At 66.4% G+C, this 20,652-nt stretch carries 21 protein-coding genes; all 21 read right to left on the minus strand.

Annotated elements, in window-relative coordinates; genetic code table 11:
• Positions 1–67: 67 nt before the first annotated feature.
• The 21 genes from rpsQ to rplJ all read right to left on the minus strand — a co-directional run bounded on the left by rpsQ (position 68) and on the right by rplJ (position 20,637).
• Entirely contained in the window at positions 68–343 is a 276-nt protein-coding gene (gene rpsQ / locus Afe05nite_RS09345; RefSeq protein ID WP_203816573.1) for a 30S ribosomal protein S17, read from the minus strand.
• Positions 340–573: a 50S ribosomal protein L29 gene (gene rpmC / locus Afe05nite_RS09350; protein ID WP_203730178.1), complete on the minus strand. Its 234-nt coding sequence runs from the start codon at positions 571–573 to the stop codon at positions 340–342. Before rpmC ends, rpsQ begins: the two co-directional genes overlap by 4 nt.
• Positions 573–998 (minus strand): 50S ribosomal protein L16, encoded by a 426-nt coding sequence (gene rplP / locus Afe05nite_RS09355; RefSeq protein ID WP_203816574.1) that lies wholly within the window; start codon positions 996–998, stop codon positions 573–575. The genes rpmC and rplP overlap by 1 nt, the downstream gene beginning before the upstream one ends.
• Before the next feature lie 3 nt (positions 999–1,001).
• Entirely contained in the window at positions 1,002–1,859 is an 858-nt protein-coding gene (rpsC, locus tag Afe05nite_RS09360; protein WP_203816575.1) for a 30S ribosomal protein S3, read from the minus strand.
• On the minus strand, positions 1,859–2,326 hold the full coding sequence (rplV, locus tag Afe05nite_RS09365; protein ID WP_203816576.1) for a 50S ribosomal protein L22: 468 nt from the start codon (positions 2,324–2,326) through the stop codon (positions 1,859–1,861). Before rplV ends, rpsC begins: the two co-directional genes overlap by 1 nt.
• Before the next feature lie 32 nt (positions 2,327–2,358).
• The gene (gene rpsS / locus Afe05nite_RS09370; protein ID WP_014687760.1) at positions 2,359–2,640 is read right to left on the minus strand and encodes a 30S ribosomal protein S19; all 282 of its coding nucleotides are present in this window, start codon (positions 2,638–2,640) and stop codon (positions 2,359–2,361) included.
• Between the two features lie 15 nt (positions 2,641–2,655).
• Positions 2,656–3,495, minus strand: coding sequence for a 50S ribosomal protein L2 (gene rplB, locus Afe05nite_RS09375; RefSeq protein ID WP_203816577.1), 840 nt, complete (start codon positions 3,493–3,495; stop codon positions 2,656–2,658).
• A gap of 14 nt (positions 3,496–3,509) precedes the next feature.
• A complete protein-coding gene (gene rplW, locus Afe05nite_RS09380; RefSeq protein ID WP_203816578.1) occupies positions 3,510–3,812 on the minus strand; it encodes a 50S ribosomal protein L23 in 303 nt (100 codons plus the stop codon).
• Positions 3,809–4,459, minus strand: coding sequence for a 50S ribosomal protein L4 (gene rplD, locus Afe05nite_RS09385; protein WP_203816579.1), 651 nt, complete (start codon positions 4,457–4,459; stop codon positions 3,809–3,811). Before rplD ends, rplW begins: the two co-directional genes overlap by 4 nt.
• Entirely contained in the window at positions 4,456–5,106 is a 651-nt protein-coding gene (gene rplC, locus Afe05nite_RS09390; RefSeq protein WP_203816580.1) for a 50S ribosomal protein L3, read from the minus strand. Before rplC ends, rplD begins: the two co-directional genes overlap by 4 nt.
• Positions 5,107–5,118: 12 nt before the next feature.
• Positions 5,119–5,427: a 30S ribosomal protein S10 gene (gene rpsJ / locus Afe05nite_RS09395; protein WP_007073037.1), complete on the minus strand. Its 309-nt coding sequence runs from the start codon at positions 5,425–5,427 to the stop codon at positions 5,119–5,121.
• Between the two features lie 324 nt (positions 5,428–5,751).
• A complete protein-coding gene (gene tuf / locus Afe05nite_RS09400; RefSeq protein ID WP_203816581.1) occupies positions 5,752–6,945 on the minus strand; it encodes an elongation factor Tu in 1,194 nt (397 codons plus the stop codon).
• Between the two features lie 291 nt (positions 6,946–7,236).
• Positions 7,237–9,333 carry an elongation factor G gene (fusA, locus tag Afe05nite_RS09405; protein WP_203816582.1) on the minus strand — a complete coding sequence of 699 codons (2,097 nt, stop codon included), beginning with the start codon at positions 9,331–9,333 and terminating at the stop codon, positions 7,237–7,239.
• 87 nt (positions 9,334–9,420) lie between these two features.
• Positions 9,421–9,891, minus strand: coding sequence for a 30S ribosomal protein S7 (gene rpsG, locus Afe05nite_RS09410; protein ID WP_127499794.1), 471 nt, complete (start codon positions 9,889–9,891; stop codon positions 9,421–9,423).
• A gap of 1 nt (position 9,892) precedes the next feature.
• Positions 9,893–10,267, minus strand: coding sequence for a 30S ribosomal protein S12 (gene rpsL, locus Afe05nite_RS09415; protein ID WP_014440718.1), 375 nt, complete (start codon positions 10,265–10,267; stop codon positions 9,893–9,895).
• A 483-nt stretch (positions 10,268–10,750) separates the two neighbouring features.
• Entirely contained in the window at positions 10,751–11,200 is a 450-nt protein-coding gene (locus Afe05nite_RS09420) for a DUF4190 domain-containing protein (RefSeq protein WP_203816583.1), read from the minus strand.
• 28 nt (positions 11,201–11,228) lie between these two features.
• Positions 11,229–11,543, minus strand: a complete 315-nt coding sequence (locus tag Afe05nite_RS09425) for a hypothetical protein (RefSeq protein ID WP_203816641.1) — start codon at positions 11,541–11,543, stop codon at positions 11,229–11,231.
• A 101-nt stretch (positions 11,544–11,644) separates the two neighbouring features.
• Complete coding sequence (locus Afe05nite_RS09430) at positions 11,645–15,535, minus strand: DNA-directed RNA polymerase subunit beta' (RefSeq protein ID WP_203816584.1); 3,891 nt, start codon at positions 15,533–15,535, stop codon at positions 11,645–11,647.
• A gap of 91 nt (positions 15,536–15,626) precedes the next feature.
• The gene (gene rpoB, locus Afe05nite_RS09435; RefSeq protein WP_203816585.1) at positions 15,627–19,067 is read right to left on the minus strand and encodes a DNA-directed RNA polymerase subunit beta; all 3,441 of its coding nucleotides are present in this window, start codon (positions 19,065–19,067) and stop codon (positions 15,627–15,629) included.
• Between the two features lie 580 nt (positions 19,068–19,647).
• The gene (gene rplL / locus Afe05nite_RS09440) at positions 19,648–20,031 is read right to left on the minus strand and encodes a 50S ribosomal protein L7/L12 (RefSeq protein WP_203816586.1); all 384 of its coding nucleotides are present in this window, start codon (positions 20,029–20,031) and stop codon (positions 19,648–19,650) included.
• Positions 20,032–20,088: 57 nt separating this feature from the next.
• Entirely contained in the window at positions 20,089–20,637 is a 549-nt protein-coding gene (rplJ, locus tag Afe05nite_RS09445) for a 50S ribosomal protein L10 (RefSeq protein WP_203816587.1), read from the minus strand.
• Positions 20,638–20,652: the final 15 nt, after the last annotated feature.

Here is a 20,652-nt window from a genome sequence, read left to right on the forward strand (position 1 = left end):
TTCGCCTCGTCGGCGAAGCTTGGCGGAACGATGGTGGGCCGGGCCGGCCGTAGCCGGCCCGGCGCACTCACTTGGCCTTTTCGAGGATCTCCACGACCCGCCACCGCTTGGTGGCGGAAAGCGGACGGGTCTCCATCAGGAGAACCCGGTCACCGATGCCGCAAGCGTTCTGCTCGTCGTGCACCTTGAGCTTGCGGGTGCGCCGCAGAACCTTGCCGTAGAGGGCGTGCTTGACACGGTCCTCAACCTCGACGACGACCGTCTTGTCCATCTTGTCGCTGACCACGAGGCCCTCGCGAACCTTACGGTTCGCCCGGGTCGCGGTTGTGCTCTCGTCACTCATGCGGTCACCTCATCCGGCGCGACCGAGAGCCCCAGCTCGCGCTCACGCATGATCGTGTAGATCTTCGCGATGTCCTTACGGACGACCTGCAGCCGACGATGATTGTCGAGCTGGCCGGTCGCGCCCTGTACGCGAAGGTTGAACAGCTCCGCCTTGGCCTCACGGAGACGCGAGACCAGCTCTTCGCCGGTCAGCTCGCGCAGCTCGCCGGCCTTAACGCCCGCTGCCATCAGCTTTCACCCACTTCGCGCGTTACGATGCGGCACTTCATCGGGAGCTTGTGGATCGCACGGCGCATCGCCTCGCGCGCGATCGTCTCGTTCGGGAACGACATCTCGAAGAGAATGCGGCCCGGCTTGACGTTCGCCACCCACCACTCGGGCGAACCCTTACCGGAACCCATCCGGGTCTCGGCAGGCTTCTTGGTCAGGGCCTGGTCCGGGAAGACCGAGATCCAGACCTTGCCGCCACGCTTGATGTGCCGGGTCATCGCGATACGAGCCGACTCGATCTGCCGGTTCGTCACGTACGCGGGCTCCAGCGCCTGGATACCGAACTCGCCGAAGACGACCCGGTTGCCGCCCTTGGACGCGCCGTGGCGGTCCGGGTGGTGCGGCTTGCGGAAGCCATTCGGGGGCTTACGCGGCATCAGCATCTGTCAGCCCTCCTGCTGCGTTTCGGCCGGAGCCGGAGCCGCGGCGACCGCGGCGTCGTTGACGTTCTCGCCGGCCGGAGTGTCACCACTGCGAGCCTGCGCGGCGGCGCGGCCGGCCTCGGTGCCCCCGGCAGTCGTGCCGGACGAACCGGAACGACCACGACGCGGACGCTCGGGACGGTCGGCGCGGTCACGGCGCGGACGCGCGGGCGCCTCCTGCACGGCCTCACGGCCGGGCACGGCGTCGCCCTTGTAGATCCAGACCTTCACGCCGATCCGGCCGAACGTCGTACGGGCCTCGAAGAAGCCGTACTCGATGTTCGCCCGCAGCGTGTGCAGCGGAACGCGACCCTCACGGTAGAACTCCGTGCGGCTCATCTCCGCGCCACCGAGGCGGCCGGAGACCTGCACGCGGATGCCCTTGCAGATCGGGTTCTTCATGGCCGACTGCATGGCCTTGCGCATCGCCCGGCGGAAGCTGACCCGGGAGGACAGCTGCTCGGCGACGCCCTGCGCCACCAGCTGGGCGTCCGACTCGGGGTTCTTGACCTCGAGGATGTTCAGCTGAACCTGCTTGCCGGTCAGCTTCTCGAGCTCGCCACGGATGCGGTCGGCCTCAGCGCCCTTACGGCCGATGACGATGCCCGGCCGGGCGGTGTGGATGTCGACGCGGACCCGGTCCCGGGTGCGCTCGATGTCCACCTTGGAGATGCCGGCCCGCTCGAGGCCCTTGGACATCATCCGACGGATCTTGACGTCCTCGCCGATGTAGTCCTTGTAGAGCTTGTCGGCGAACCAACGGGACTTCCAGTCGGTGGAGATGCCGAGCCGGAATCCGGTGGGGTGAACTTTCTGGCCCATTACTCGGACTCCTCCGTCGTCTGGGTCTCGGCGGCGGCCGGCTCGGTCTTCTTGGCCGGCGTGGCCTTCTTCGCCGCGGCGGCCTTCTTGGCCGGACGCGCGACCTGGACCGCCTCGACGGCGATCGTGATGTGGCAGGTGCGCTTGCGGATCCGGTACGCCCGGCCCTGCGCCCGCGGACGGAACCGCTTGAGCGTCGGACCCTCGTCGACGAACGCCTCACTCACGAGGAGGGCGTCGGGATCGAGCCGCTCGTTGTTCTCCGCATTGGCGATCGCACTCGCGAGCACCTTGTAGACCTGCTCGCTGGCGGCCTGCGGCGCGAACTGCAGGACGGTCAGAGCCTCCTTCGCGGGCAGACCGCGGACGAGGTTGACCACACGGCGTGCCTTGCTCGGCGAGATGCGGACGTGCTTGGCAACCGCACGACTACCCGGAAGCGCCGGAGCATCGTTCTTTACTGGCATCGCTTGTGACCCCTTTCTTATCCGTGGACTGACTAGCGACGACGGCTCTTGCGGTCGTCCTTCTCGTGACCCTTGAACGTACGGGTCAGAGCGAACTCGCCGAGCTTGTGGCCGACCATGGCCTCGGTGACGAACACCGGGACGTGCTTGCGCCCGTCGTGCACGGCGATCGTGTGCCCGAGCATGTCGGGGATGATCGTCGAGCGCCGCGACCAGGTCTTGATGACGTTCTTGGAGTTCTTCTCGTTCTGGACTTCCACCTTCTTGAGCAGGTGGTCGTCGACGAACGGGCCCTTCTTCAGGCTACGAGGCATTTTCTTCTACTCCCGTTACCCGCGCTTGCGGGTGGCGTAGCGGCGGCGAACGATCAGCTTGTCGCTCTCCTGGCCCTTGCGGCGGGTACGGCCCTCCGGCTTACCAGCCGGGTTGACCGGGTGGCGACCACCAGAGGTCTTACCCTCACCACCACCGTGCGGGTGGTCGATCGGGTTCATGGCGACACCACGGACGGTCGGGCGCTTGCCCTTCCAGCGCATGCGGCCGGCCTTGCCCCAGTTGATGTTCGACTGCTCGGCATTGCCGATCTCGCCGACCGTCGCGCGGCAACGGATGTCGACCCGGCGGATCTCACCGGAGGGCATACGCAGCGTGGCGTACGCGCCCTCACGGCCGAGCAGCTGGATACCGACACCGGCCGAGCGGGCCAGCTTGGCGCCACCGCCGGGACGAAGCTCCACACCGTGGATCGTCGTACCGACCGGGATGTTGCGCAGGGGCAGGTTGTTCCCCGGCTTGATGTCCGCGCCCGGGCCCGACTCCACCCGGTCGCCCTGGCTCAGGTCCTTCGGCGCGAGGATGTAGCGCTTCTCGCCGTCGGCGTAGTGCAGCAGAGCGATGCGGGAGGTGCGGTTCGGGTCGTACTCGATGTGCGCGACCTTGGCCGGCACGCCGTCCTTGTCGACCCGCTTGAAGTCGATCAGCCGGTACTGCCGCTTGTGACCGCCGCCCTGGTGCCGGGTGGTGATCCGGCCGTGAACGTTGCGGCCGCCCTTCTTGGGCAGCGGGACCAGCAGAGACTTCTCCGGCGTCGACCGGGTGATCTCGGCGAAGTCGGCGACGCTCGAGCCGCGACGGCCCGGCGTGGTCGGCTTGTACTTACGGATAGCCATTGTTTTACAACCCCTTAGCTGACCGGGCCGCCGAAGGCCTCGATACGGTCACCGTCAGCCAGCTTGACCATCGCGCGCTTGGTAGCTTTGCGCTGACCGAAGCCCGTCCGGGTGCGCTTGCGCTTGCCCTGACGGTTCGCGGTGTTCACCGTCAGCACGTGCACGTTGAAGATCTGCTGGATCGCGATTTTGATCTGGGTCTTGTTCGCGTCCGGGTGGACGAGGAACGTGTACCAGTTCTGGTCGAGAACGCTGTAGCTCTTCTCGGAGACGACGGGCGCGAAGATGATGTCGCGCGGGTCGGCGATGGTGGTCACTTGTTCCCCTCCTCGGAGGCCTCGGCCGGCACGCCCAGGAACTCGTCGAGAGCGTCCTTGGTGAAGACCACCTCGTCGGCGACCAGCACGTCGTACGTGTTCAGCTGACCCGGCTCGATCAGGTGCACGGTCGGCTCGTTGCGCAGCGAGACCCAGTTCAGCTCGTCGGTGCTGCTGAGCACGACCAGGACCTTCGTCGACTCGGTCGCCTTGCGCAGGATCGCGACCGCGGCCTTGGTCGACGGCGTCTCGCCGGTGACGAACGCCTCGACCACGTGCACCCGGCCGTCACGGGCCCGGTCCGAGAGGGCGCCACGCAGAGCGGCAGCCTTCATCTTCTTGGGGGTCCGCTGGCTGTAGTCGCGCGGCACGGGACCGTGCACGACGCCACCGCCGGTGAACTGCGGCGCGCGGATCGAGCCCTGGCGGGCACGACCGGTGCCCTTCTGCTTGTAGGGCTTCTTGCCGCCGCCGGCGACCTCGCCGCGGTTCTTGGCTTTGTGCGTGCCCTGCCGGGCCGCGGCCAGCTGCGCCACGACGACCTGGTGCATCAGCGGGATGTTCGCCTGCACGTCGAAGATGTCGCCAGGCAGGTCGACCGAACCGGCCTTCGCGCCCTCAGCGTTGATCACGTCAACCGAGCTCACTTGGCACCGCCCTTCTTAGCCGCGCTGCGGACCAGAACAAGCGCACCCTTGGGGCCGGGAACAGCGCCCTTGACCAGGATGATGTTGTTCTCGGTGTCCACCGCCTGCACGGTCAGGTTCTGCACGGTGAAACGCGCGGAACCCATCCGGCCGGCCATCCGGACGCCCTTAAAGACGCGACCCGGGGTCGCGCAGGCGCCGATCGAACCGGGCGAGCGGTGCTTGCGCTCGACACCGTGGCTCGCCTTGAGGCCGTGGAAGCCGTGCCGCTTCATGACACCGGCGTAGCCCTTGCCCTTGGTCTTGCCGGTGACGTCGACCGGGCTGCCCGGCGCGAACGACTCGACGGTGATCTCCTGGCCGAGCTCGTACTCGCCGGCGTCGATGGTGCGCAGCTCCACAACGTGGCGCCGCGGCGACACACCGGCCTTGGCGAAGTGACCGCCCTCGGGCTTGTTGACCTTACGCGGGTCGACAGCACCGTATGCCAGCTGGACGGCGGTGTAGCCGTCCTTCTCATTCGTGCGGACCTGAGTCACGACGCACGGGCCGGCCTGCACCACGGTCACGGGGACAACTTTGTTGTTGTCCCAGACCTGGGTCATGCCGAGCTTGGCGCCCAGGATCCCCTTAACTTGCCTGTCCATTAGTCGCGATCCCTACAGCTTGATCTCGATGTCGACGCCAGCCGGCAGGTCGAGGCGCATGAGCGAGTCGACCGTCTTCGGAGTCGGGTCGATGATGTCGATCAGCCGCTTGTGCGTGCGCATCTCGAAGTGCTCGCGCGAGTCCTTGTACTTGTGCGGCGAACGGATCACGCAGAAACGGTTGATCTCCGTGGGCAGCGGCACCGGGCCCGCAACCTGCGCACCGGTCCGAGTCACCGTCTCGACAATCTTCCGTGCCGAAGAGTCGACGACCTCGTGGTCATAGGCCTTGAGCCGGATGCGGATCTTCTGTCCCGCCATGGTGGCTTCTGTTTCCTTTTCTCGATGCCGCTACGTGCGAAAGCGGTGGCTTTCGCATGCCCGCAGGACCTTCGATCCTGCGTTTGTCCGACCCCCGCAGTCGGGCGTGTCGCGTCTGCTGTCGCTATGCAGCCATATCAAACAACTCGATCACGGGGATCTTCAAAGTGCCGGGGCGGGCTGAAAACACCCCCCGGACACCCGGCGAGGGTGGCTGGCACCAAATTCCCCTAGGAGAATCGTAAGGCGCCAACCACCCCGCGCGGACGCAACCTGACTAGTATGCCGGATCGAAGCCAGCAATGCTAATCGGGGTCACCCTACTCAGACGTTGATCTTCGTGACCGTTCCGGCGCCGACGGTGCGGCCACCCTCCCGGATCGCGAACTTCAGGCCCTGCTCCATGGCGATCGGCTGGATCAGCTTGACCGACATGCTGGTGGAGTCGCCCGGCATGACCATCTCGGTGCCCTCGGGCAGCGTGACGACGCCGGTGACGTCCGTGGTGCGGAAGTAGAACTGCGGGCGGTAGTTCTGGAAGAACGGGGTGTGCCGGCCGCCCTCTTCCTTCGAGAGGATGTAGACCTGGCCCTCGAACTCCGTGTGCGGGGTGCTCGTGCCGGGCTTGACCACGACCATGCCGCGCTCGACGTCCTCGCGCTTGATGCCGCGGAGCAGCAGACCGACGTTCTCACCCGCGCGGGCCTCGTCGAGCAGCTTGCGGAACATCTCGATGCCGGTGCAGACGGTCTTGGTCGACTTCTCGCGGATACCGACGATCTCGACCTCCTCGTTCGGCTTGAGGATGCCACGCTCGGCCCGGCCGGTGACGACGGTTCCACGACCGGTGATCGTGAAGACGTCCTCGATCGGCATGAGGAACGGCTTGTCGGTGTCACGCTCGGGCTGCGGGATCGCGGTGTCGACCGCGTTCATCAGCTCCAGGAGCTTGGCGGTCCACTCCTTGTCGCCCTCGAGCGCCTTGAGTGCCGAGACACGCACGACCGGCAGGTCGTCGCCCGGGAACTCGTAGGTGCTGAGCAGCTCGCGGACCTCGAGCTCGACGAGCTCCAGGAGCTCCTCGTCGTCGACCATGTCCGACTTGTTCAGCGCCACGACGATGTACGGAACGCCGACCTGGCGGGCCAGGAGCACGTGCTCCTTGGTCTGCGGCATCGGGCCGTCGGTCGCGGCGACCACCAGGATCGCGCCGTCCATCTGCGCGGCACCGGTGATCATGTTCTTGATGTAGTCGGCGTGGCCGGGGCAGTCCACGTGCGCGTAGTGGCGCGCCGCGGTCTGGTACTCGACGTGCGCGATCGAGATCGTGATACCACGGGCCTTCTCTTCAGGCGCCTTGTCGATCTCGTCGAACGGGGTGTACGGGTTGAGGTCCGGGAACTCGTCGTGCAGGACCTTCGTGATGGCCGCAGTCAGCGTCGTCTTACCGTGGTCGATGTGACCAATGGTGCCGATGTTGACGTGCGGCTTAGTCCGCTCGAACTTCGCCTTCGCCACTGGTGTCCTCCTGTGGACTGATCATTACTTTGCCCGGCACGCCCGGTTAAGGCGACTGGGACTCTGTCGACTGCTCGCGCGCGTGCGGTCCTCGACGAACCGCACGCGCCTCATTGCTAGGGCTGAGGAAAGCACCGTCGCCTTCACAGGCTGACTTGGCTCGCCTCCGGGTGCCCTCCGCTCCGAAGCTCGTACCTCGCTCCGATGCTCAGGCGCCCGTCGCTTTCGCAAGCCTCATTCGGCTCACCTCCGGGTGCCCTCCGCTCCGAAGCTCGTACCTCGCTCCGATGCTCAGGCGCCCGTCGCTTTCGCGATGATCTCCTTGGCCACGTTCTGCGGAACCTCGGCGTAGGAGTCGAACTGCATGCTGTAGCTAGCCCGGCCGGCCGTCTTCGACCGCAGGTCGCCGACGTAGCCGAACATCTCCGAAAGCGGGACCAGAGCCTTGACGACGCGGGCGCCGTGGCGCTCCTCCATCGACTGGATCAGGCCACGCCGGGAGTTGAGGTCGCCGATGACGTCACCCATGTTGTCCTCAGGGGTGGTGACCTCGACGGACATCATCGGCTCCAGCAGTGCGGGGTCAGCCTTGCGGGCTACTTCCTTCATTGCCATGGAGCCGGCGATCTTGAACGCCATCTCGGACGAGTCGACCTCGTGGTACTGACCGTCGACCAGCGTGAACTTCACGCCGACCAGCGGGTAGCCGGCGAGGACGCCGTACTGCAGCGAGTCCTGCGCGCCCGCGTCCACCGAGGGGATGAACTCCTTGGGGATGCGACCACCGGTCACCGCGTTCACGAACTCGTACGTGGGGCCGTCCGCCTCGAGCGACAACGGCTCGACGTTGACGACGACCTTCGCGTACTGGCCCGAGCCACCGGTCTGCTTCTTGTGGACGTACGTGTGCTTCTCCACCGTGCCGCGGATCGTCTCGCGGTACGCCACCTGCGGCTTGCCGATGTTGGCCTCGACGTTGAACTCGCGGCGCATGCGGTCCACCAGGATGTCCAGGTGGAGCTCGCCCATGCCGGCGATGATCGTCTGGCCGGTCTCCTCGTCGTTGAAGACCCGGAAAGTCGGGTCCTCCTCGGCGAGGCGCTGGATCGCGGTGCCCAGCTTCTCCTGGTCCGACTTGGTCTTCGGCTCGATGGCGACCTGGATGACCGGCTCCGGGAAAGTCATCGACTCCAGGATGACCGGGTTGGCCGGGTCGCTGAGCGTGTCACCGGTGGTGGTCTGCTTGAGACCCTGGACGGCGATGATGTCGCCGGCCTGCGCGGTGGCGCGCTCCTCACGCTTGTTGGCGTGCATCTGGTAGATCTTGCCGATCCGCTCCTTGCGGTCCTTGGTGGAGTTGACCACCTGAGAACCGGACTCGAGCGTGCCGGAGTAGACCCGCACGTACGTGAGCTTGCCGAGGTGCTTGTCGGTCTGGATCTTGAAGGCCAGCGCCGAGAACGGCTCGGTGTTCGACGGCTTGCGCTGGACCGGCGTCTCGCCGTCCGTCGCGGTGCCCTCGATGGCCGGGATGTCCAGCGGCGACGGCAGGAAGTCGATGACGGCGTCGAGCATGGGCTGAACGCCCTTGTTCTTGAACGCCGACCCACAGAGAACCGGGTTGGCCTTGCTGGCGATCGTGGCGCGCCGGATGGCGGCCTTGATCTCCTCCTGCGAGACCTCTTCGCCCTCGAGGTACTTCTCCATCACCGCGTCGTCGACGTCGGCCAGCGTCTCGATCAGCTTCTCGCGCCACTCGTTCGCGGAGTCGACCAGGTCGGCCGGGATCTCCTCGACCGCGTAGTCGTCACCCTTCTGGGTCTCCCCACGCCAGGTGAGCGCGCGCATACCGATCAGGTCGACGACACCGATGTGGTCGCCCTCGAGCCCGATCGGGATCTGCAGGACCAGCGGGGTCGCGTGGAGCCGGTCGATCATCATCTGCACACAGCGGAAGAAGTCGGCACCGGTCCGGTCGAGCTTGTTGACGAAGCACATCCGGGGGACGTTGTACTTGTCCGCCTGACGCCAGACGTTCTCGGTCTGGGGCTCCACGCCGGCAACGCCGTCGTAGACCGCTACCGCACCGTCCAGAACACGCAGCGACCGTTCCACCTCGACCGTGAAGTCGACGTGGCCGGGCGTGTCGATGATCTGGATCGTGTGGCCCTTCCACTCGCACTTCGTGGCGGCGGAAGTGATCGTGATACCCCGCTCCTGCTCCTGCTCCATCCAGTCCATGACGGCAGCGCCTTCGTGGACCTCACCGATCTTGTACGTGATACCGGTGTAGAACAGGATTCGCTCGGTGGTAGTGGTCTTACCAGCATCGATGTGCGCCATGATGCCGATGTTGCGTACGTTGGCGAGCGCGTCTGCGGCGGCCACTTCAGTCCCTACTTTTCTTCGTCGTCGTCTCGTGGACCGGTACGACTTGCCGTGTGGTCCGGCAAACGCCGGGCCGTCGGCGGGGTCTTACCAGCGGTAGTGCGCGAAGGCCTTGTTGGACTCCGCCATCTTGTGGGTGTCCTCGCGCCGCTTGACGGCGGCACCGAGGCCGTTGCTGGCATCGAGCAGCTCGTTCTGGAGACGCTCGATCATGGTCTTCTCACGGCGGGCCTTGGAGTACTGGACCAGCCAGCGCAGACCGAGAGTGGTCTGCCGCGGGGTACGGACCTCGACCGGAACCTGGTAGGTCGCGCCACCGACACGGCGGCTGCGGACCTCGAGGGTCGGCTTGACGTTGTCCATGGCGCGCTTGAGCGTCACCACGGGGTCGGTGCCGCTCTTCTCCCGAGCGCCCTCGAGCGCGCCGTACACGATGCGCTCGGCCAACTGACGCTTGCCGCCGATCAGAATCTTGTTGATCAGCTGCGTGACCAGCGGAGAGTTGTAAACCGGGTCCGCGACCACCGGGTGGCGCGGAGCGGGGCCCTTACGCGGCATGTCAGCTCTTCTCCTTCTTCGCGCCATAACGGCTGCGGGCCTGCTTGCGGTTGCGGACACCCTGGGTGTCCAGCGAACCGCGGACGATCTTGTAGCGAACGCCGGGGAGGTCCTTCACCCGGCCGCCGCGCACGAGCACGATCGAGTGCTCCTGCAGGTTGTGGCCGACGCCCGGGATGTACGCCGTCACCTCGATCTGGCTGCTGAGCTTCACACGAGCGACCTTGCGCAGCGCAGAGTTCGGCTTCTTGGGGGTGGTGGTGTACACGCGCGTGCACACGCCGCGCCGCTGAGGGCTACCTTTCAGCGCCGGCGTCTTGGTCTTGCTCGTCTTCGCCTGGCGGCCCTTGCGGACCAGCTGCTGGATCGTGGGCACCGGGTTTCTCCGCTCCCTTCGGCCGCTCCGCACGGCCGCACCGTCTGATTGCTTCTGTTTACCGGCGGGTTCCCCACGTCAGTGAGGGCTCCTCCGGCCCCCGCGGTCGGGCGTGTCGCCCGGCCACGGTCCCGCCACGCGTCTGCGACGCGCATCGGGTCTTGTCTGTGTCACCGCACCGACTTGGATCAGCGCGATGAGCTCGGCGTGCTTGTTACCCCGTCTTCAACTTCCGACTCGGGCGCACGCACGAGTTGCCCGGGCAAGCCGGGCACGAGGGGAAAGAGTACCTACCACAAGCACCCAGGTCAAAATCGACCCCATCTACCTAGATCACAAGCGCACCGGACGCACAAACAAATCGCTGAATTCACGAGCCGGCTTCACTAGATCGATGGGTCAGGTCCTCACGACAAATATCTCCGATGCAAGTGTACCGGGTGTCCGGAGGAAGCAACGCGGCGGTGCCAGGATCCCGCTGGACTACAACTGCAACACCAGTGCCAACGTCAGTGACAGCAGGGCAATTCCCGCCCCGGCGGCGCCGCAGGAGATCCCCGCCATGGCCATCCCGCCACCGGTGAAGCGGACCTGCCCGGTGTGCCCCGACCGGCGGATCTGCCGGCGGGCGACCAGTCCGACGACGATCGCGCCCACTCCCCCGATCACCGAGGGCAACGTGAACGCGCCGGCGACCAGTGCGCCCCAGCCGGCCCCCGAGCCGGTGAGCCCGAAGCAGAGAACCAGTGTCGAGACCAGGATGGCGCCGATGCCGGCGATCAGCGAGCCGATGGCCAGCCCGGAGGTGATCGGCGCGACCTTGAACTGGACGAGGCCGAACTCGGTGCCGGGAACCGCCTCGACCTTCTCCGGCTGCCAGCGACCGGACGGCGGAGGCGGCTGCACCGGTGGCGCGTAGGGCGGCTGCGTCATGAATACGAGGATGTCACTCGTACGAGACTCAGTCTGTACCGGGTGCGAAGTCCGGGCCGGCCGGGGCCGACGCCAGGTGGAGCAGGCCCGCGATGGTGGCCACCACGAGTGCCGTGATCGCCAGCACGATGCCCGCCCAGGCGAGCCGGCGTCCACGCCGGATCCAGGCCGAGCCGGTCAGGTAACCGCCGGCGGCGTACGCGTCCCGCGCCGCTTGGCGCGCCATCAGCAGCGCGATGGTGGCCGGGATGAGACCGCCGACGAACACCCCGGTCAGGAAGCCCACCAGGCCGAGGGCGAAGACCGCTCGCGCCTTTGTCGCGGGCGCCGGGTCCGGATCCATCGGATGGCGGGTGGGCGCGGCCACGGGAAGAGTCACCACCCCATAGTAAGAACGCCGAAGGGCGGCCGCGCAGTGCGCGACCGCCCTTCAGCAGACATTCGTCAGCGGTAGGAACCGAAGTCGAAGTCGTCCAGCGGCACAGCCTGCCCGCTGGCCGGCCCGAAGCCGTAATCGGTCTCGGGGTAGCCAGTCATCGAGTAGACCTTGGCCTTGGCCTCCTCGGTCGGCTCGACCCGGATGTTGCGGTACTTGGAGATACCGGTACCGGCCGGGATGAGCTTACCGATGATCACGTTCTCCTTGAGGCCGACGAGCGAGTCGCTGCGCGAGTTGATCGCCGCGTCGGTCAGCACCCGGGTCGTCTCCTGGAAGGAGGCGGCCGAGAGCCAGGAGTCGGTGGCCAGCGAGGCCTTGGTGATACCCATCAGGACGGGACGACCGGCGGCGGGCTCGCCACCCTCGCCGACGAGCCGGCGGTTCTCCGACTCGAAGAGCGCCCGGTCGACCAGGATGCCCGGCAGGAACTCCGCGGCACCCGAGTCGATGACCGTCACCCGCTTGAGCATCTGGCGGATGATGATCTCGATGTGCTTGTCGTGGATGAGCACACCCTGCGAGCGGTAGACCTGCTGGACCTCGGCGGTCAGGTGAACCTGAACCGCGCGCGGGCCCATGATGCGCAGGAGCTCGTGCGGGTCGATGGTGCCCTCGGTCAGCTTCTCGCCGACGCCGACGTGGTCGCCGTCGTGGGCCCGGAGCTTGACGCGCTTGGAGATCTTGTCGTACACGATCTCCTCGCTGCCGTCGTCCGGCACCACGATGATCTTGCGCGAGCGCTCGCCGTCCTCGATGCGGATGCGTCCCGGGGTGTCGGCGATGGGCGCCTTGCCCTTGGGCACACGGGCCTCGAAGATCTCCTGCACACGCGGCAGACCCTGGGTGATGTCCTCACCCGCGACACCACCGGTGTGGAAGGTACGCATCGTCAGCTGCGTGCCCGGCTCACCGATGGACTGGGCCGCGATGATGCCGACCGCTTCGCCGATGTCGACGCCCTTGCCGGTCGGCAGCGAACGGCCGTAGCAGGCCGCGCACACGCCGAGCTTCGACTCACAGGTCAGCACCGAGCGCACCCGGACGTTCTCGACGCCGTTGGCGATGAGCACGTCGACCAGGATCGAGTTGAGGTCCGAGCCGCGCGGGACGACCACGTTGCCGTTGGCGTCCTTGATGTCGTCGGCCAGCGTACGGGCGTGGACACCGGTCTCGGCGTGCTGGTGCACGATGAGGGTGCCGTCGGCCTCACGCTCGCCGACCGCCATCGGGATAGCGCGGTCGGTGCCGCAGTCCTCCTCGCGGATGATGACGTCCTGCGAGACGTCCACCAGACGACGGGTCAGGTAACCCGAGTCGGCGGTACGCAGCGCGGTGTCGGCCAGACCCTTACGGGCACCGTGGGTGGAGATGAAGTACTCCAGCACGGTCAGACCCTCGCGGTAGGACGAGGTGATCGGCCGCGGGATGATCTCACCCTTGGGGTTGGCCACCAGACCACGGATCGCGGCGATCTGCCGGAGCTGCAGCAGGTTACCGCGGGCACCCGAGTTGATCATGACCCAGAGCGGGTTCTCCTGCGGGAGAGCCGTCGACATCTCGGCCGCGATCTCGTTGGTCGCCTTGGTCCAGATCTCGATGAGCTCGCCGCGACGCTCCTCGGCGGTCATCAGACCACGCTGGTACTGCTTGTCGATGGTGTCGGCCTCGGCCTGGTAGCGGGCCAGGATCTCCGGCTTGCGCGGAGGGCCGATGACGTCGCCCATGCCGATCGTCACACCGGACCAGGTGGCCCAGTGGAAGCCGGCCTCCTTGAGCGCGTCCAGGGTCGCCGCCAGGGCCACCTTGGGGAAGCGCTCGGCGAGGTCGTTGACGATCGCCGACAGCTGACCCTTGCGGATCTCGTAGTTCACGAAGCGGTAGCCCGGCGGGAGGGTCTCGTTGAACAGGACCCGGCCCAGCGTGGTCTCGACGAGCAGGTTCTCGCCCTCGGTCCACTCCTCCGGAGCTTCCCACTTCGGGCCCTTGACGCCGTTGTCGACGCCGATGACCTCGCGAAGACGGATCTTCACCGACGCCTGCAGGTGCAGTTCGCCGTTGTCGAACGCCATCCGCGCCTCGGCGTCCGAGGAGAACACCCGGCCCTCACCCTTGGCCCCAGCGGTCTGGTGCGTCAGGTAGTAGAGCCCGATGATCATGTCCTGGGTGGGCATGGTCACCGGCTTGCCGTCGGCCGGCTTGAGGATGTTGTTCGACGAGAGCATCAGGATCCGGGCCTCGGCCTGCGCCTCGGCCGACAGCGGCACGTGCACCGCCATCTGGTCACCGTCGAAGTCCGCGTTGAACGCGGTGCAGACGAGCGGGTGGATCTGGATGGCCTTGCCCTCGACCAACTGCGGCTCGAAGGCCTGGATGCCCAGACGGTGCAGGGTCGGCGCGCGGTTCAGCAGCACCGGGTGCTCGCTGATGACCTCTTCGAGGACGTCCCACACGACCGGGCGCTGACGCTCGACCATCCGCTTGGCCGACTTGATGTTCTGCGCGTGGTTCAGGTCGACCAGGCGCTTCATCACGAACGGCTTGAACAGCTCCAGCGCCATCTGCTTCGGCAGGCCGCACTGGTGCAGCTTGAGCCGGGGGCCGACGACGATGACGGAACGACCGGAGTAGTCGACCCGCTTGCCCAGCAGGTTCTGCCGGAACCGGCCCTGCTTGCCCTTGAGCATGTCGGACAGCGACTTCAGCGGGCGGTTACCCGGGCCGGTGACCGGCCGGCCGCGGCGGCCGTTGTCGAACAGCGCGTCGACGGCCTCCTGCAGCATCCGCTTCTCGTTGTTCACGATGATCTCGGGCGCGCCCAGGTCGATGAGCCGCTTGAGACGGTTGTTGCGGTTGATGACCCGGCGGTACAGGTCGTTCAGGTCGGAGGTGGCGAAGCGGCCACCGTCGAGCTGCACCATCGGGCGCAGGTCCGGCGGGATGACCGGGACGCAGTCGAGAACCATGCCGAGCGGCGAGTTCCGGGTGTTCAGGAACGCGGCGACAACCTTGAGGCGCTTGAGCGCACGGATCTTCCGCTGACCCTTACCGCTGCGGATGATCTCCCGCAGGTTCTCGGCCTCGGCGTCCAGGTCCATGTTCTCGAGCAGTGCCTTGATCGCCTCGGCACCCATGCCACCGGTGAAGTACTCACCGAAGCGGTCCCGCAGCTCGCGGTAGAGCAGCTCGTCCGTGACCAGCTGCTTGGAGTCGAGCTTGCGGAAGGTGTCGAGCACCTCGTCGAGGCGGTCGATCTCGCGCTGCGCCTTGTCCCGGATCTGGCGCATCTCGCGCTCGCCAGCTTCCTTGACCTTGCGGCGCACGTCCGCCTTGGCGCCCTCGGCCTCGAGCTCGGCGAGGTCCTGCTCCAGCTTGGCGGCACGCTTCTCGATCTCCGAGTCGCGGCTGTTCTCCGACTGGCGCTTCTCGGCGAAGATCTCGTTCTCGATCGTGGACATGTCACGGTGACGCGACTCGGCGTCCACGCTCGTGATCACGTACGAGGCGAAGTAGATGATCTTCTCGAGGTCCTTGGGAGCCAGGTCGAGCAGGTAACCCAGTCGGCTCGGCACACCCTTGAAGTACCAGATGTGCGTGACCGACGCGGCCAGCTCGATGTGGCCCATCCGCTCACGGCGAACCTTGGACCGGGTCACCTCGACGCCGCAGCGCTCACAGATGATGCCCTTGAACCGGACACGCTTGTACTTGCCGCAGTAGCACTCCCAGTCCCGCTGCGGACCGAAGATCTTCTCGCAGAAGAGTCCGTCCTTCTCGGGCTTGAGCGTGCGGTAGTTGATCGTCTCGGGCTTCTTGACCTCGCCGTGCGACCACTGCCGGATGTCGTCGGCGGTCGCCAGGCCGATGCGCAACTCGTCGAAGAAGTTGACGTCGAGCACTTGGACTATCCCTCGTGTTTCGTTGCTCGGAATGAATTCAAGGCCGGCGGGGGGCGCCTCCCCCTCCTGGTGAAGGAGGAGGCGCCGACCGTCAGATCTCCTCGACGCTGCTGACGCCCTCGTTCGGGCGCCGGGACAGGTCGATACCCAGTTCCTCCGCGGCCCGGAAGACCTCGTCGTCCGTCTCGCGCATCTCGAGAGCCACACCGTCGCTGGACAGCACCTCGACGTTCAGGCACAGCGACTGCAGCTCCTTGAGGAGCACCTTGAAGGACTCCGGGATACCCGGCTCCGGAATGTTCTCGCCCTTGACGATGGCCTCGTAGACCTTCACGCGACCGAGCACGTCGTCGGACTTGATGGTGAGCAGCTCCTGCAGCGCGTAGGCGGCGCCGTAGGCCTGCATGGCCCAGCACTCCATCTCGCCGAACCGCTGGCCGCCGAACTGCGCCTTACCACCGAGCGGCTGCTGCGTGATCATCGAGTACGGGCCGGTCGAGCGAGCGTGGATCTTGTCGTCGACCAGGTGGTTCAGCTTCAGGATGTAGACGTAGCCGACCGAGATCGGGTCCGGCAGCGGCTCACCGGAGCGACCGTCGAACAGCTGCGCCTTGCCGTCGCCGTTGACCAGCCGCTTCCCGTCGCGGTTGAGGAGCGTCGACTCGAGGAGGCCCTTGATCTCCTCCTCCTGGGCGCCGTCGAAGACCGGGGTCGCGACGTTCGAGTCCTTGGGGGACTCGTGCGCCTCGATCGACCGCAGCTGACGCTTCCACTCTGCGTCGTCGCCCTCGACCTCCCAGCCCGTCTTGGCAATCCACCCGAGGTGGGTCTCCAGGACCTGGCCGATGTTCATGCGCGAGGGCACACCGAGCGGGTTCAACACGATGTCGACAGGCGTGCCGTCCTCGAGGAACGGCATGTCCTCCACCGGGAGGATCTTCGAGATGACGCCCTTGTTGCCGTGCCGGCCGGCGAGCTTGTCGCCGTCCTGGATCTTCCGCTTCTGCGCTACGTAGACGCGGACCAGCTCGTTGACACCCGGGGGAAGCTCGTCGCCGTCCTCGCGGGAGAAGGTACGCACACCGATGACCGTGCCGGTCTCGCCGTGCGGAACCTTCAGCGAGGTGTCCCGGACCTCACGCGCCTTCTCACCGAAGATCGCGCGGAGCAGCCGCTCCTCGGGGGTCAACTCGGTCTCGCCCTTGGGCGTGACCTTGCCGACCAGGATGTCGCCGGGGACGACCTCGGCACCGATCCGGATGATGCCCCGCTCGTCCAGGTCCGCCAGCATTTCCTCGCTGACGTTGGGGATGTCGCGGGTGATCTCCTCCGGGCCGAGCTTGGTGTCCCGAGCGTCGACCTCGTGCTCCTCGATGTGGATCGAGGTGAGCACGTCCTGCTGCACGAGGCGCTGCGACAGGATGATCGCGTCCTCGTAGTTGTGGCCTTCCCAGCACATGAACGCGACGAGCAGGTTGCGGCCGAGGGCCATCTCCCCCTCGTCGGTGCACGGACCGTCGGCGATGACCTGGCCGGCTTCGACCCGGTCACCCTCGAACACGACGGGCTTCTGGTTGACGCAGGAGCCGGCGTTCGAGCGGCGGAACTTGTGCAGCAGGTACGTACGGCGGTGACCGTCGTCCTGGTGCACCGTCACGTAGTCGGCACACAGGTCCTCGACCAGGCCACCGACCTCGGCGACGACCACGTCACCGGCGTCGACCGCGGCCCGGTACTCCATGCCCGTACCGACCAGCGGCGACTCGGCCTTCACCAGGGGCACGGCCTGACGCTGCATGTTCGCGCCCATGAGGGCACGGTTGGCGTCGTCGTGCTCGAGGAACGGGATCATCGCGGTCGCGACCGAGGTCATCTGCCGCGGCGAGACGTCCATGTAGTCGACCTGCGTGCCAGGCACGTAGTCGACCTCACCGCCCTTTCGGCGGACCAGGACCCGGTCCTCGGCGAACGTGCCGTCACTGCTCAGCACGGCGTTCGCCTGGGCCTTGATGTACCTGTCCTCCTCATCGGCGGTCAGGTAGTGGACCTCGTCGGTGACGACGCCCTCCTGGACCTTGCGATAAGGCGTCTCGATGAATCCGAACGGGTTGACCCGCGCGAACGTCGAGAGGGCGCCGATCAGGCCGATGTTCGGGCCTTCCGGCGTCTCGATCGGGCACATCCGGCCGTAGTGGGACGGGTGCACGTCGCGGACCTCGAAGCCGGCCCGCTCACGCGACAGACCACCGGGGCCGAGCGCGCTCAGCCGGCGCCGGTGGGTCAGGCCCGCCAGCGGGTTGGTCTGGTCCATGAACTGGGACAGCTGCGACGTACCGAAGAACTCCTTGATCGCCGCCACGACCGGACGGATGTTGATCAGGGTCTGCGGCGTGATCGCCTCGACGTCCTGCGTCGTCATGCGCTCGCGGACGACGCGCTCCATCCGGGACAGGCCCACGCGGACCTGGTTCTGGATGAGCTCGCCGACGGTGCGCAGGCGACGGTTACCGAAGTGGTCGATGTCGTCGGCCTCGTAGCCCTCCTCACCGGCGTGCAGCCGGCAGAGGTAGTCCACGGTCTTGACGACGTCTTCCTCGGTGAGGACACCCCGGGTGATCGGGACGTCGATCTCGAGCTTCTTGTTGAACTTGTAGCGACCGACCTTGGCGACGTCGTACCTCTTCGGGTTGAAGAAGAGGTTGTCGAGCAGGGTCTGCGCGTTCTCCCGGGTCGGGGGCTCGCCAGGGCGGAGCTTGCGGTAGATGTCGAGAAGGGCCTCGTCCTGGCCGGCGATGTGGTCCTTCTCGAGCGTGGTCATGAGCAGCTCGGACCAACCGAAGCGCTCGCGGATCTGATCCGCCGACCAACCGATCGCCTTGAGCAGGACGGTGACTGCCTGCCGGCGCTTGCGGTCGATCCGGACACCGACGGTGTCGCGCTTGTCGATGTCGAACTCCAGCCAGGCACCCCGGCTCGGGATGACCTTGACGCTGGACAGGTCACGGTCGGAGGTCTTGTCCGGCTCCTTCGTGAAGTACACGCCCGGCGACCGGACGAGCTGGCTCACCACGACGCGCTCAGTGCCGTTGATGACGAACGTCCCCTTGGGGGTCATCATCGGGAAGTCGCCCATGAACACGGTCTGGCTCTTGATCTCGCCAGTCGTGTTGTTGGTGAACTCCGCGGTCACGAACAGCGGCGCGCAGTAAGTCAGATCCTTCTCCTTGCACTCCTCGATCGAGGCCTTGACCTCGTCGAAGCGTGGAGACGAGAAGGACAGCGACATAGTGCCAGAGAAGTCCTCAATGGGACTGATCTCTTCGAGGATCTCTGCGAGGCCCGAGTGGGCGTCCTGGTCGTCCGTCGACCGGGCCTGCCAAGCCTCGTTGCCAACCAGCCAGTCGAAGGACTCGGTCTGGAGGGCAAGAAGGTTGGGGACCTCAAGTTGCTCGGTGATCCTGCCGAAAGAGACACGGCGGGGTGCGTAAGCGCTCGACGTACGGCTGGTCTTCGCAGGGCGGGAAGCTGCCAAGATGCGTCCTTCCGAGGACCGGTGCTGCTGATGCGGCTGCAGCTGCGGTATGCAACTGTTTGCGTGCACTCCAACAAGCCCCCAAGAATTCATCCATACGGATGTCTTGGCAGGGTTCAAGGCAGAAGGCAGCGCAAACTAGCAGTGTAGCCGCTCGGCTAACCGCTGTCCAGCCCACACCTCAGGTTGCCTGCGGAGCCTGTCCCCACAGCCTCTGACCTGCGCCTTCATGGCCAGGGCCTAGGTGGGGCCGCTCAGAACGCGGCACTTCTCCCTCGGTGCCACCGACGGTTACCCATCGGGTGGCTGTCGCAAGCGCGGAGAACTTGCTGATGTCAGCGTGCCTGTCAGCGGACACTCAGTCAAGGGCTGCGCTGCGGGTCGGTCTCGCGCCGCCTGGTGGCGGACGCGTCACAGGGACATTACTCCACGGATTGCCGGATTAAGCGGTCTTTGCCGGTCGGGAGACCGACAGCTGACCCTAAGCCATTCACCAGGGACAACGGGCGGAAAAACACGGACGGCGAGGACCTGAACACAGGTTCTCGCCGTCCGCAAGGTAAAGCAGCGGAGCGTTAGATCACTTGAGGGTGACCTTGGCGCCTTCGCCCTCGAGCTTGGCCTTGGCGGCCTCGGCCTTCTCCTTGTTGACACCCTCGAGGATCGCCTTGGGGGCGCTCTCGACGGCGTCCTTGGCCTCCTTGAGGCCCAGGCCGGTCAGCTCACGCACGACCTTGATGACCTGGATCTTCTTGCCACCGTCGCCCTCGAGGACAACGTCGAACGAGTCCTTCTCGGCCTCGGCCTCGACGGCCGGGCCGGCCTGCGCCGGGCCGGCCATCGCGACGGGCGCGGCGGCCTTGACGTCGAAGACGTCCTCGAACGTCTTCACGAACTCGGAGAGCTCGATGAGGGTCATTTCCTTGAACGCGTCGAGCAGCTCGTCGGTGCTGAGCTTCGCCATGTCTGGCAACCTTTCCTAGCTTCTGATGTAAAAGAACTGCGCGGTTCGCGAGGGCCGTCAGGCGGCCTCGGCGGAACCGTCCTTCTCGCGCTCGGCACGCAGGGCGTCCACCAGGCGTACGGCCTGGGAAAGCGGAGCCTGGAACGTCGCCGCGGCCTTGCTCAGGTTGCCCTTCATGGCGCCGGCCAGCTTGGCCAGCAGCACCTCACGGGACTCGAGGTCGGCAAGCTTGTTGACCTCTTCAGCGGTGAGGGACTTGCCCTCGAAGACGCCGCCCTTGATGACCAGGACGGGGTGGGCCTTGGCGAAAGCCCGCAGGCTCTTGGCCGCCTCGACCGGGTCCCCGCTGACGAAGGCGAGCGCGGTAGGACCGGTGAACAGCGTGTCGAGGCCCTCGATGCCCGCGTCGGTCGCCGCACGCTTGGCCAGCGTGTTCTTCGACACGGAGTACTTGGTCTCCTTGCCGAGCGAGCGCCGCAGCTCGGTGATCTGCTTGACCGTGAGGCCGCGGTACTCGGTCAACACGGTGGCCGCCGAGTTACGGAAGTGCTCCGTCAGCTCAGCCACGGCATTGGCCTTGTCGGCCCGGACCGGCTTGTCCGCCATGTCCCTCCTCTCTCA

It is taken from the genome of Paractinoplanes ferrugineus (genome assembly GCF_016862195.1).
Classification (GTDB): Bacteria; Actinomycetota; Actinomycetes; order Mycobacteriales; family Micromonosporaceae; genus Actinoplanes; species Actinoplanes ferrugineus.